Below are 13,068 nucleotides of genomic sequence, written 5' to 3'. Positions count from 1 at the left end.
CCGCCCGCGCTTCACCAGGGACGTGCCATGACCTCTTCCCCTCCGGCATCCGCGACGCCGAAGAAACCCCCACACTCGTCCGACCGTTTCGTGGCCTACGTGTTCGACCTGTGCGCATCCAAGCAGACGAGGGCCGAACTGCGCCGCGGACTCGGCCTGCCCGTCGAGCGCTGCAACTACCTGCACCGCTACCTCGTGCCCTGGACGGCTGACATGCACCAGGACGCCAAGCGCGCCCACTACGCGGTGGCCGCACTGATCGCCGCCCGCCCGCGCACCGCCCGCGACCTGGCGGCCCCAGGCGCAGCGGACGGTGAGAACGGCGCCGCCTGGCGCGCCCGTGCCAACCTCGGAGCCGCCCTCGGGCAGGCCGTCACCCAAGGCGTCCTGAAACCGGCAACCGCCGAAAGTGCCCTGCACCTGATGTCACGTCAGTCCGCCGACGCCGTCCACCCGGGCCTGCCCGCCCTGACCCGGCAACTCCTGAACGGCGGCGTCCCCGTGGACTGGGCGGTCCTCCTGCAAGACCTCACCTGGTTCAACCGCGACCGCGACCGCATCGCCACCGCCTGGCTCGAAAGCTACTTCCGTATCACCACCGCCGAAACCACGCCCGACACCCAGGGCACCGACACCCCAGACGTGACCGAGGAGAACCAGCGATGACCCTCTACCTGGACCTGAGCGCACTGCAGTCGGTGCCTGCCGCGAACCTCAACCGCGACGATCTCGGCTCTCCCAAGCAGGTCCGTTACGGCAACGCGCCCCGCATCCGGGTCTCCAGCCAGTCCTGGAAGCGGGTCATCCGCCACGGCGTCGAGCAGGACCTGGGCGAGAAGGCCGCACGCACCCGCATGGTGCCCGTCAAGGTCAAGCAAGCCCTGGAGAAGACCGGATGGCCGGCCGATCTGGCGGAGTTCGCCGGATCCCAGGTCGCCGCCAGCGCCGGGAAGAAAGGCATCGGCACCGAGAAGGAAGGCCACACCTCCGTCCTGCTGTTCCTGCCCGAGGCCGCCATCGACGAGCTCGCCGCGGTGTGCACCGAGCACCGCGACGCGCTGGAAAAAGGCAAGGACAGCAAGAAGCCCGGACAACTGCTGCCCCCCGCCCGCATCGAGGACATCCTCAAGCGCCGCACCGCCTCCATCAGCCTGCTGGGACGGATGCTGGCGGAACTCCCCGACGCCAACGTCGACGGCGCCGCCCAGGTCGCCCACGCCTTCACCACCCACACCGCCGAGCCCCAGCGCGACTACTTCACCGCCGTCGACGACTGGCTGGGCGAAGCCGAAACCGGAAGCGCCCACCTGGACACCGCCGAGTTCAGCGCCGGCGTCTTCTACCGCTACGCCACCGTCAACATCACCGACCTCATCAAGAACCTCGAAGGCGACACCAAGGCCGCCCGCACCGTCCTGGCCTCCTTCGCCGAGCACTTCCTCCTCTCCCTGCCCCAGGCCAAACGCAACAGCACCGCCCCCCACACCCTGCCCGACCTCGCCTACCTCGCGGTGCGCGAACACCGCCCGCTCTCCCTGGCCGCCGCCTTCGAAACCCCCGTGACCGCCGACCTGCAAGGCGGCTTCTCAACCAGCTCCCGCAAGGCGCTCGCCTCCTACGCACACGAGATCAACCGGCTCACCGGCAACCGCAGCCGCCGCTTCCACGGCCACGCCACCATCGCCCCCGACGAACACCTCACCGGCCTGGGCGAGGCACACGACTCCTACGACAACCTGATCGAAGCCGCCCTGGAAGCCAGCCTGCCCCAGTCCGGAGAACAGCAGTGAGCGCCATCCTGCTGCGCCTGGCCGGCCCTCTCCAGTCGTGGGGAGAACGCTCCGCGTTCACCGCCGTGCGCGACACCGCCCCCTTCCCCACCCGCTCCGCCCTCATCGGCCTGTTCGCCGCCGCGCAGGGCATCGGCCGCGACGACCCCCTGCCCGACCACTACGACCACCTGCGCCTCACCGTCCGCGTCGACCGCCCCGGCATACGTCTCATCGACTACCACACCGTCGGTGGCGGCCTGCCCAAACCACGCACCGCCGCCACCAGCGGCGGCAGCAACAAGGGCGCCGCAGTGATCACCCGACGCCATTACCTGTCCGACGCCGTCTTCGTCGTCGCCGTATCCGGACCCGACCAGAGCGTCAACCAGCTGGCCCAGGCCCTGCGCCGCCCGCACTGGGCCCCCTACCTGGGCCGCCGCTCCTGCGTGCCGGACGAGCCATTCGTGCTGCGCACCCACGTCGACGACCCCGACGCCGAACTGCGCCGCCACGTACCGCTCAGCCACAGCGCTCCCGCCGGCCTGGCAGGCGACACCATCGAGGTGGAATTCCTGCGCGAGGAACCGCCGCCCCCGTCGAGCATGCCGCAGGGCGACATCCTCGACGTCAACGACATCCCGGTCAGCTTCTCCCCGCACGGCCGCAGCCACCGCATGCGCCGTCTGTACCGCAGCGTCGAAGCGCTGCCCCACACTCTGGCCGGCCCCCAGCACACCCTGATGCGGCGACTGATCGACTACGCCCACACCCAGGAAAGCGCATGAACGACTACCCGGTCCTCGCCCGCATCCGCCTCAACCCCCACCACCGCTTCGTGCACCGCGACCTGCGCGACGCCACCCAGATGCACCGCACCGTCATGCGCATGGTCCCCGACAACCTCGGCGACTCGCCACGCCTGCAGGCCGGACTGCTCTACCGGCTCGAGGAGAGCGACACCTCCAGCACCCTCCTCGTCCAGGCCGCCCACCTCGACCCGGCACTCCTGCCGGCCGACTACGGCCACACCGAGATCAAAGACCTGGCGCCCATGTTCACCGCACTGCACAAAGGGCTCGCCGTCCGCTACCGCATCGTCCTCAACCCCGCCAAACGCGAACGCCTCCCCCTCGACCAGAAGAACAAGCGCGGCAAGGTCATTCCGCTTGCGGGAGCGGACGCCGACCAATGGTGGCTTCGCCGCGCCGCCGACGCCGGCCTGCACCTCCACATCCTGACCCCCACCAACCTGGCCCCCGCACGCCCCCAGCGCCAACAGGGCCCGACCATGCGGCACAGCCTGATCCGCTACGACGGCACCGCCACCGTCACCGATCCCGACGCCCTGTCCCAAGCCGTCCGCAACGGCATCGGCCGCGGAAAACCCTACGGAGCCGGCCTGCTCAGCCTCGCCCCGGCCACCACGACGTGAGCACCGCCGACAAGGGCGGCCAGGCACGCCGGCGCCTGGCCGCGCCCACACTGGCCATGCTGCCCCGCGTCGCCGACTCCCTGTCGTTCCTCTACCTCGACATGGTCCGCGTCGTGCAGGACGACACCGGCGTATGCGCACAGATCCAGGCCGCGCCCGACCGCACCGACCTGGTCTACCTCCCCACCGCTGCCCTGTCCTGCCTGCTGCTCGGCCCGGGCGTGTCCATCACCACCCCCGCCCTGACCACGCTGGCACGCCACGGCACCAGCGTGGTGTGCACCGGAGCGGGCGGCGTGCGCGCCTACGCCGGCATCCTGCCCGACTCCCTGACCACCCACTGGCTCGAACAGCAGGTCACCGCCTGGACCGACCCCGCCCGGCGACTCGACATCGCCACACGCATGTACGGCATGCGCTTCGACGCCACCGAACTCCCCGACACCGTCACCCTGGAGCAACTGCGCGGCATGGAAGGCCAGCGCATGAAAGCCCTCTACAAGATCCTCGCCCAGCAGCACGGCATCGGCCGCTTCCGCCGCGCCTACCAGCCCGACCAGTGGCACACCCAAGACCCCGTCAACCTCGCCCTGTCCGCCGCCAACACCTGCCTGTACGGCATCGTCCACGCAGCCCTGCTCGCCCTGGGCCTGTCACCCGCCCTCGGCTTCGTCCACGCCGGCACCCAACACGCCTTCGTCTACGACATCGCCGACCTCTACAAAGCACAGACCACCCTGCCCCTCGCCTTCGCCCTGCACCAGGCCGCCAACCCCGAACAGGAAGCCCGCCGCCGCTTCCGCGAAGACCTCCGCCTCCTGCGCCTGCTGCCACGCATCGTCCACGACCTCCAGGCCCTGCTGACACCGGCACAGACCGACCACGACCCAGACGATGAAGACCGCTCCGAGCGGCGCGACGTCGAGATGGTCCACCTATGGGACCCCAAGGCAGGCGCCCTGCCAGCCGGAGTCAACTACGCCACAGGCGGCGCCTGATGCCGTCCATGCTGGTGATCGCCACCACCGCAGTCCCCGACCACCTGCGCGGCGCCCTGAGCCGGTGGACCAGCGAAGTAGTACCCGGCATCTTCGTCGGCTCCGTCTCCGCCCGCGTACGCGACCACCTCTGGCAGGCTGTCACCGAAACCGTCGGCAACGGAGCAGCCGTCCTCATCCACCCCGCACCCACCGAACAGGGCTACGCCATCCGCACCGCAGGAACCCGACGCCGTGTCCCCGAAGACTTCGACGGCCTCACCCTCATCCGCATGACAGCCATGGCTCCAGCAAAGAACCAGCAAAGCCCCTGAAGAACCGCAGGTCGCGAAGGGTCCTCCCCGCCGACGCGGGGGTGCTTCGTCGAACCCGATGCCGCCGTTGATGTCGCTCACGTCCTCCCCGCCGACGCGGGGGTGCTTCGCTGTGGCAGGAGCCGGGCCGGGGGCCGGGCCGGTCCTCCCCGCCGACGCGGGGGTGCTTCGGGTTCGCTGGGCGCGGTCGACGCGCCGCGCACGTCCTCCCCGCCGACGCGGGGGTGCTTCGGTACACGCGAATCTTGAACGCCGTCTCCGCTGGTCCTCCCCGCCGACGCGGGGGTGCTTCGCCGAGGGGCTCGCCGACTCCCGTGCCGGTCTGGTCCTCCCCGCCGACGCGGGGGTGCTTCGGCGAACCCGCTGCCCGAGCAGACCGACAGGCGGTCCTCCCCGCCGACGCGGGGGTGCTTCGCGCCCCGGCACGCGGGGCGCTTCGGCGGGGGTGTCCTCCCCGCCGACGCGGGGGTGCTTCGAGGGTGTGACGTCATGGCCTACACCGGCAATTGTCCTCCCCGCCGACGCGGGGGTGCTTCGATCATGACCTCCCGCGCGGAGAGGATGAGGCCGTCCTCCCCGCCGACGCGGGGGTGCTTCGCTTTCGCCGATGTTCTCGGCGATATCCGGCACGTCCTCCCCGCCGACGCGGGGGTGCTTCGAAAAACCCCCCGGCGATAGTCGGTCCGTTTCCGTCCTCCCCGCCGACGCGGGGGTGCTTCGACCGACAACCGGAAGTAGGGCGACGGGCGTTGGTCCTCCCCGCCGACGCGGGGGTGCTTCGCAGTTCACCCGGCTCGCCGACTACTACGCCACGTCCTCCCCGCCGACGCGGGGGTGCTTCGCAGTTCACCCGGCTCGCCGACTACTACGCCACGTCCTCCCCGCCGACGCGGGGGTGCTTCGGTGTGGAACATCGAGTGGGGGGATCCTGCCGGGTCCTCCCCGCCGACGCGGGGGTGCTTCGCATTGAATAGGATAGATATAAGGCCCTCTCGCGTCCTCCCCGCCGACGCGGGGGTGCTTCGGAGCCCACAGCCATCACCAGGCCCGGGTGATGGTCCTCCCCGCCGACGCGGGGGTGCTTCGGCGGCCCGCGCCGCGATCCGCCGGTGGCAGGGGTCCTCCCCGCCGACGCGGGGGTGCTTCGTCCGGGAGGTACCAGCCCCGGGTGAGCTGGTAGTCCTCCCCGCCGACGCGGGGGTGCTTCGGTCGCCGTAGCTGTCCTGTTCGCGACCGCCGCGTCCTCCCCGCCGACGCGGGGGTGCTTCGCGACACGTTTCCCCCGATGGTGCTGCAGAACCGTCCTCCCCGCCGACGCGGGGGTGCTTCGCCATCCAGCGGAAGTACACCGCCGCCCGAAGCGTCCTCCCCGCCGACGCGGGGGTGCTTCGCGGCGGCGCACCGCATGGTTACGGCGGCGGCGGTCCTCCCCGCCGACGCGGGGGTGCTTCGGCCAGGGCGGTCCACTCGCTGGTCAGTGAGACGTCCTCCCCGCCGACGCGGGGGTGCTTCGCTCGTCGTCGGCGCCGCGGCGGCCGGAGCCGCGTCCTCCCCGCCGACGCGGGGGTGCTTCGCGTTCTCCCGACACCTGGAGACCGCGCCCACCGTCCTCCCCGCCGACGCGGGGGTGCTTCGAGGCCGCCTACCGCAGCGGCCAGGACCGGGCCGTCCTCCCCGCCGACGCGGGGGTGCTTCGCCGCCGACGTGGCGCTGGGCAGGGTCGGCCTCGTCCTCCCCGCCGACGCGGGGGTGCTTCGGTGTCCGTCTACCCGATCGCCGCCGTGCGCCGGTCCTCCCCGCCGACGCGGGGGTGCTTCGACGGGACGCCAGGAGACCGACGCCCAGAACGGGTCCTCCCCGCCGACGCGGGGGTGCTTCGGCGGTCCGGAGCCTGGTCGAGGCGGGCGAGATGTCCTCCCCACCGACGCGGGGGTGCTTCGGCTCCGGATCTCGTTGCGGTGCCGCAGTGTGGGTCCTCCCCGCCGACGCGGGGGTGCTTCGTCCACCGGAGAGGGCCGTGGGGTGGGGCCCGCGTCCTCCCCGCCGACGCGGGGGTGCTTCGCGTTCACCTTTGCGCTGCGCCGCCTCGGCGTCGTCCTCCCCGCCGACGCGGGGGTGCTTCGGCCGTGGCTGCGGAGCAGCGCCGGGCCCAGAAGTCCTCCCCGCCGACGCGGGGGTGCTTCGACGGCATCCCGCGCGCCATCACCGCGGGACAGGTCCTCCCCGCCGACGCGGGGGTGCTTCAGGAGCATCCCCATGAGCGCCACCACCCTGAAGAGTCCTCCCCGCCGACGCGGGGGTGCTTCGCCATGCGTGCCCTTGCCGACACCGCCACCATCGTCCTCCCCGCCGACGCGGGGGTGCTTCGTCCTGGCGGGGGTCGCCCTCATAGTCGGGCAGGTCCTCCCCGCCGACGCGGGGGTGCTTCGGACGGCTCGTTCGGCCACTCCGTCCGCCCGGCGTCTTCCCCGCCGACGCGGGGGTGCTTCGCAGGAACTCCGGGACGACCTGAACGCCACCGAGTCCTCTCCGCCGACGCGGGGGTGCTTCGTTGTCGGGGCGAACATGCGAACGCCCGCCAGGGTCCTCCCCGCCGACGCGGGGGTGCTTCGGCCCTGCCCTACACCCCGGCGTGGATCGGCGTGTCCTCCCCGCCGCGCGGGGGTGCTTCGCTGGACCGTCCGGCCGCATGTTGGGGAACTTGTCCTCCCCGCCGACGCTTGTCCAGGTCCGCTACCGCCCCGGCCATCGCCGCGTTTCCCCTTGTCCACGCCCGCTACTGGCCACGGTCAGACCGCGGACAAGGGGGTCGGTTGCACGCTGCTCCCTCGAGTCCCCGCCCACCAGGGCGGCCCGACACGAAGGAGCCACCGCGATGACCAGGCACCGACCACTGGCAGGTGCCCGGCGCGCCCGCCCCGACCACTCACGGAGATGGGCTCAGCAGGACCTGGTGTTGCGGCGGGGTGAGTACGGGTTCTGTCGGTTCGACGGGTCCTGCACTCACCCGGGCCGCTGGGGTGGCGGGCGGGGTGGGGTTAGTCGTCGTGGAGGGTGGTGCTGTGTTTCATGCTGCGTTTGAGTTTTTGGCGGCTGTGTTTGAGTTGGGCGCGGACGGTGGCGGGGTTGACGTCGAGCATGTCGGCGATCTCGGCGGTGGTGAGGCTGTGGATGTAGTGCAGGAGGAATGTCTGCTGTTCGCGTTGTGTCAGGGCTGATCTGATGGATGCGGTGAGGGTGTCTATCTGGATGTTGCGGACGGCTGTCTGTTCGGCTGATTCCTCGAGTTGGGGCTCTATGAGGTCGAGTAGGTCGGCGGTGCCGGGAAGGACTTCGCGGTTGGTGTGTCGGCGGGAGTTGACGACCTTGTTGCGCAGGATGCCGCAGGCGTAGCGGAAGGGCGGGGTGGGGTCGGCGAGCACTTCGCGCCATTTGGTGTACATGACCTCGAACGTCTCGGCGACGAGGTCCTCCGCCGTCCAGGCCGGCACCCGCACTTTCGCTATCCGGGTCAACCTCGCGCGCGCATCGGCGACGAACTCTTCGAACATCTCGGTTCGTTCGTCCATGGCAGCCCATCTGTCGGCATGGGGCGGCCTCCCCCCGCTGGTGTGCGGGGGGAGGCCGTGGTGCATGGTGGAGCCCATCAGACCTCGTCGTTCGTGTCGGTCCGCGACCTGACGTCATCGATCCAGCGTTCCCAGCGCGAGCGGACCTCGCTGCCGATCTGGGTGACCCCGTCGACCAGCAGCACCGAGAGGACGACGGTGAGCAGTTCGGTCTGGAGGGACTGCAGATCGTTCAGCCACTGGACGGCGAGCAGCCCGCCGCTGAGGATCCGCCCGGTGATGCGGAGCTTGGGCAGGGTAGGCATCGAGCGCAGCACGACTCGGGAGTCGAATGCCAGGTCGCCGTTGCGGTCCGCGCGGGCATTGAGGGGCTCGAACGTGACCGCCTTGCGGAGGGCCTTCGCCACGGCCAGGAACTGACCGATGGTCTCGCACAAGACATCGAAGACCAAGATCACGATGGCGGCGCAGCGCAGGCCGGGATGGAGCGACTCCGTGCCGGGCAGCAGCGAGATGCCGGTCATGGCCGCGCCGGCGAGACGGGCGAACAGCCGGGAGCGCATCCACGGTGCGTCCGGGGACGCGGGCTGGGGCAGCGCCTGTACCGGCTCGGCGATGCCCGAGGGCTTCTGGGCCACCGGTCGGTCCGGGACCGCCTGCTTCGGGACGGAGGGCTTTACCGGCTTTGCCCGGTCACCCGCGCGGTGCTCTCCTTTCCGCGCGCGGGTGTCCTTCTGGTGCCGGTCCTGCTTGGAACCGGACGGAGAGGACTTATCGGTCTTGGGAACGGCGGACTGGTCCTTCGGGGGACGACGCGTCATGTCACTTCCTACGTTCAGGTGCGTGGAGTGAGGCCCGGGCGGGTCTCGGCGACTCCGTCGTCGATCGGCGCGGCAGGTGGTGCGTGTGGGATGGGCGGCGCGTCACGACGGTGAACGCATCTTCGCCGGTCGGTTGCACTTCCGTCCAGTACAGCAAGTGCACAATTGCTAGACGGATAGTAATATTTATAACGTAGCGTTTAAGTCTAGCTACGAAGAGTGATTTTTTACTGTGATGTGGGTCACATATACCCTTCGGAATCGCCGATTCCGGCAAGGTATTAGCGAGACGCGTTCAGGTGCGTCGGAGTGAGGCCCGCCATCGAGGCTCCGGGATGGGTGGAGATGGCGGGCTTTCACGCCAGGTCGCGGGCGGTGACAGGTGTCAATGCGATTTGCCGCTAAAGCCCGTCGAAGCACAGATAAGCTTCTTGGGAAAGTGGCGTCTATCACATGTAATGAGCGTTCTTTGCTTCATTCATGTCAGTAGCCGAGTTCTGTCCCATAAGTGGCACAAGCCCGCTTCAAGACGAATGATGCGCTATGACCAGAGAGATCCTGCTTCGCGGTTACGGTCGTAGCCCCGCTGCCCAGCGGTCGGGCCCTCCGGCATACCCACCCGTCTACGTCCAGCGCATGCCGATGGCGGTCAGCTGCTCGATCCGCTCCGGCGTCAGCGTCGCGGCCCTGCTCCGCTGATTCCCGATCCAGGCCCCCAGCTTGAGCTGTCGCTCCTCCTGGTCCTCGCCGTCGCCGTCGCCGTCGCCGCCGTCGACGATCCGCTCGACGTGCTGCCGCGGGACTCGAAGGTGTCCCTCGCGGTGGTAGTACTGTTTGGCGGCCTCGTAGTTGAGTGCCCACTTGTCGGCCTGGGTGCGGCGTGGCGGCGGTTTCTCGTCCTCGGTGGCGGGCTCGATTCCGAGGATGTGTTCGCACATCCACTGCTGGACGCCGGTGAGCTTGTCCCAGCCGAAGCGCACTGCCTTGACCCACCGGCCGAGGTCCTTGCTCTGGTGCACGACGACACCCGGCTCGGTCGGCAGTCCGCCGCCCTCCTCCAAGTGCATCCGGACCAGGTGGAAGCAGCGCTGCCACTCCACCGGCCAGGCCGGACACCAGGAGGGGTCGATCTCCTCCAGCTGCTCGCGGCGCTCCTGCGACAAGGCGCCGGCCGATGACTGAACCCTCAGCCCTTCGGCACGCCGCTGCTCGATCTGGGCCGCCTTGCGGGCGGCGGCCCTGGCGTTCTTCAGCCAGATGCCCACCTTGTAGCCCTGGTAGGTGGCGTCGAGCGGCGCGAGCAGGTGCCCGTTCTCTTCGGCCCACTCGCGCGCCGCGGCGAGGCCTTCGTCCCAGGCGACGTCGTAGTGCGACCACACCATGCCGAGCTTTTCCAGCTGCGCGATGCGGTCTTCGTCCATGTCGCCGCGGGCGTAGAAGCGCCGGTTGTCGGCGGTCCACTGCCCGAGGGGGAAGCCGGCGAGCGTGGCCGGCCATCCCTCGGCTTCCGCCTCCTGGTCGTTGCGGCTGGGCACGCGGTATGTGAAGGGGACCTTGAGGTCGCCGTGCTCGCGGGCGTAGACGACGGCGGCCTCCACGCCGCGCCGCCAGTGCTCGTGTTCGGGGATGAGGACGCGCAGGTTGATGAACGCGGCCAGCTGCGCGGGGTCGCGTGGCGTGGAGAACTTCAGCAGCTGCCGGGCAGGCGCCGAAAGACGGTCGCTACGGTCGCTGCCGTCTTCCCCGCCTTCCACCCCGCTGCGGCTCTGCACGCCCCTGACGCGGCTCTGGGCCTGCTGTTCGGCGAGCTGCTCGACGACGCGGGCGTCGTGCGCCCTGAGGGCTTCCAGGAGCTTCGCCAGCCCGCCGAAGGCGCGGCTCGTGAGCATGTTGTCGGCCGTTTCGCCGGGCCCGAGCAGGACCGGCACGACGAGGGATGCGACTTTGCCTTCGCCTGGCTGCATGCGCAGCGCGCGGCCGACGGCCTGGACGAGGTCGGGCATGGAGCCGCGGACGTCGGCGAAGTAGACGGAGTCGCAGTTCTTGGTGTCAACGCCCTCGCCCAGCACCTTCACCGAGCCAAGGTAGCTCTTCTCGACGACGGTGCCGTCTGTGGCGATCCCCGCTGCGAACTCTCCGAGGACGCGCCGCCGGTGGCCCGGCCTGTGGTCGCCGCACAGCCAGTCGGCCCAGATCGTGGCTGGGTACAGCTCGGGGTCGGATGCGTGCAGCTGCGCGGCGACGTCGGGAAGGCCGGCCGCGAACGCTTCGGCCTCCTTCACCATGTGGTGGAAGACCAGGGTGCGGCGGAAGCCCTCCTCAGCGGATGCCTTCACCAGTGCGGTCTGCAGAGCGGCGAGCCGGGCCCCGCGGACCTCTGCCGAGCGGCCTTCGGCGCCCAGGAGCTGGGCGGCCTGGAGCGCGGTGTCGGTGACGTCCACGCATACGACCTGGTAGGGGGCACAGGTTCCCCGGTCGATGGCCTCTGAGAGCGTCAACGTGAACGCCCTGCTGCCGAAGGGCCCATCGGGGTCGTCGTCCATGCTCGCGACCAGCTCGCCGGGTGCGCCGGCCTCGTCCTCGTCCCCGAGCTGCCACAGCCGGGGCGTGGCCGTCATGTACAACCGGCGCAGGGACGGGATCCGGGTGTTGTCGTGCACGACCGCCCACGGCTTCCCGATCCGGCCCGAAACCCGGTGGGCCTCGTCCACGACGATCAGGTCCCAACCCGAAAGGCCGGCGGCGTGCGCCCGCTCCAGCGTGCCCAGACCGAGGCTGGCGTACGTGGCGTACACGGTGACCTTGTCCAGGCCGCGCGTCCACTCCACCAGCTCGTCCACGTCCGTGGTGTTGGGGAAGGAGACCTCCTCGCCCCGCAGCGAGGACACCCCGATCATCGGCCCCCCTCGGCCACCCTCGCGCCACGCGGACTCGGTCTGGGCGAGCAGGTCCAGCGAGGGCACCAGGACGAGCACACGACCCGCACGCAGCTCCTCCGCGCTGCGCACGGCGACGAGGCTCTTGCCCGACCCCGTCGCCATGATCACCTGCGTCCGGAGACCTCGCTCTGGCACAGTAGATCTTGCAGGCAATTCGAGTGCGCGGAGGACTGCGTCCACGGCTTCCCGTTGGTGAGGTCTGAGTTCCTTCGCTGCCATGTCGGTCGGCCTTCTTCGGTCTGTTGGATGCGGCACCACGGGATCAACTAGCCATTGAACAAAGGTAGTTGCTTGCTCGATGATCGTGATGAACTAGGGTCTTCGTGCGGATCAGACTTTTGGAACTGATGAGATAGTGGCTCCAGAAGACCTCGATGGTGGCCCCCTATACTTCCAGAATCTATCGCCAGAGCAAAATGAAGCATCACGGAATAGAAGACAGTACGGCATGATCTTTTCCAGTTGCGGGGAGCAGTTATGACTGTCGAGTGGTACGTCCTGATCGAAGAGGACGCCCTGACAACCGAGAGCCCCGACGGTGTGGATGTCACGCTGCACCGATGGATGCTCGTGGGCATGCATCACATCGGCCAGGATCAGGCGGAGGCGGTCGCAGCGGCCGAGGATGCGGCTCTGCACTACATACCGGGTGTACTGGCCCGGCGTGCGCGGCCGGGGGATGAGCCGGCCCGGCATGTCTTCCGCGCTCAAGACGGCGCCTGGGTGGCGCTCGTGAGGCAGCGTCACCGCGAGTGCCACATACGGGTGACCACGGCCCGGCTCGTGCATTCACAGGAAGAGAAGGAAGCCCCGCCGAAAAGCCTGAAGGAGAAGTTCCGCAGTGCGCTGGATGGCCCGCCACCCCCTGTGAAGCCCTGGACGTGGACGCCGCCAGGCAAGCCCGAACGAGAGTGACCCCATCCGCTGCTGCCAGCTGCGGGCCGCGCGAAGCGTGGCCCGGAAGCCTCGCACGCAGTGCGAGGCCGCGGTACGCAGCGCAGCGGAGAACCGCGCAGCCCTGGACGCAGTCCAGGGCACGGTCGCGCAGCGACCTCGCTCCTGGAGCGCAGCGGAAGGAGCCTCAAGCCCGGTGCGCAGCACCGGGCTTGAGGCGGGGAGCGCAGCGACCCGCCAGCGCTCCCGCGGAGCGGGAGCGCAACACCCGTGCGCAGCACGGGTGTTCGCTTGCATATCGCGCAGCGATATGGTACCCGCTCCGCGGG

Annotated in this window: 10 protein-coding genes and 1 CRISPR repeat array; of the genes, 7 read left to right on the top strand and 3 right to left on the bottom strand. The window is 69.9% G+C overall.

The window, feature by feature from the left end; translation table 11 throughout:
- Positions 1-27 precede the first annotated feature (27 nt).
- The 6 genes from casB to cas2e are packed head-to-tail and all read left to right on the top strand — an operon-like array spanning position 28 to position 4,516.
- Positions 28-666, top strand: coding sequence for a type I-E CRISPR-associated protein Cse2/CasB (casB, locus tag ACZ7DE_RS40185; RefSeq protein WP_470769431.1), 639 nt, complete (start codon positions 28-30; stop codon positions 664-666).
- Positions 663-1,790, top strand: coding sequence for a type I-E CRISPR-associated protein Cas7/Cse4/CasC (cas7e, locus tag ACZ7DE_RS40180; RefSeq protein ID WP_470769430.1), 1,128 nt, complete (start codon positions 663-665; stop codon positions 1,788-1,790). Before casB ends, cas7e begins: the two co-directional genes overlap by 4 nt.
- Positions 1,787-2,557 (top strand): type I-E CRISPR-associated protein Cas5/CasD, encoded by a 771-nt coding sequence (cas5e, locus tag ACZ7DE_RS40175; RefSeq protein ID WP_470769428.1) that lies wholly within the window; start codon positions 1,787-1,789, stop codon positions 2,555-2,557. Before cas7e ends, cas5e begins: the two co-directional genes overlap by 4 nt.
- Positions 2,554-3,204, top strand: a complete 651-nt coding sequence (gene cas6e, locus ACZ7DE_RS40170) for a type I-E CRISPR-associated protein Cas6/Cse3/CasE (RefSeq protein ID WP_470769426.1) — start codon at positions 2,554-2,556, stop codon at positions 3,202-3,204. Before cas5e ends, cas6e begins: the two co-directional genes overlap by 4 nt.
- Before the next feature lie 56 nt (positions 3,205-3,260).
- Positions 3,261-4,202 carry a type I-E CRISPR-associated endonuclease Cas1e gene (gene cas1e, locus ACZ7DE_RS40165; RefSeq protein WP_470769444.1) on the top strand — a complete coding sequence of 314 codons (942 nt, stop codon included), beginning with the start codon at positions 3,261-3,263 and terminating at the stop codon, positions 4,200-4,202.
- A complete protein-coding gene (cas2e, locus tag ACZ7DE_RS40160; RefSeq protein ID WP_470769424.1) occupies positions 4,202-4,516 on the top strand; it encodes a type I-E CRISPR-associated endoribonuclease Cas2e in 315 nt (104 codons plus the stop codon). The genes cas1e and cas2e overlap by 1 nt, the downstream gene beginning before the upstream one ends.
- Positions 4,517-4,536: 20 nt before the next feature.
- Positions 4,537-7,128: direct repeats of the CRISPR family, unit length 29 nt; unit sequence GTCCTCCCCGCCGACGCGGGGGTGCTTCG.
- A gap of 426 nt (positions 7,129-7,554) precedes the next feature.
- Here cas2e and ACZ7DE_RS40155 read toward each other — a convergent pair.
- The 3 genes from ACZ7DE_RS40155 to ACZ7DE_RS40145 form a co-directional block, all read right to left on the bottom strand.
- Positions 7,555-8,085 carry an RNA polymerase sigma factor gene (locus ACZ7DE_RS40155; protein WP_470769422.1) on the bottom strand — a complete coding sequence of 177 codons (531 nt, stop codon included), beginning with the start codon at positions 8,083-8,085 and terminating at the stop codon, positions 7,555-7,557.
- Positions 8,086-8,162: 77 nt separating this feature from the next.
- Positions 8,163-8,906, bottom strand: coding sequence for a hypothetical protein (locus ACZ7DE_RS40150; RefSeq protein ID WP_470769420.1), 744 nt, complete (start codon positions 8,904-8,906; stop codon positions 8,163-8,165).
- Between the two features lie 623 nt (positions 8,907-9,529).
- The gene (locus ACZ7DE_RS40145; protein ID WP_470769419.1) at positions 9,530-12,064 is read right to left on the bottom strand and encodes a helicase associated domain-containing protein; all 2,535 of its coding nucleotides are present in this window, start codon (positions 12,062-12,064) and stop codon (positions 9,530-9,532) included.
- 258 nt (positions 12,065-12,322) lie between these two features.
- On the opposite strand from ACZ7DE_RS40145, the gene ACZ7DE_RS40140 reads away from it, so the two are divergent.
- The gene (locus ACZ7DE_RS40140) at positions 12,323-12,760 is read left to right on the top strand and encodes a hypothetical protein (protein ID WP_470769417.1); all 438 of its coding nucleotides are present in this window, start codon (positions 12,323-12,325) and stop codon (positions 12,758-12,760) included.
- The last annotated feature ends 308 nt before the right edge of the window (positions 12,761-13,068 follow it).

The organism is Streptomyces sp. NPDC037083 (genome assembly GCF_055606485.1).
Note: the sequence above shows the minus strand (reverse complement) of the source record. Positions and strands in the feature narration are given on the sequence as shown.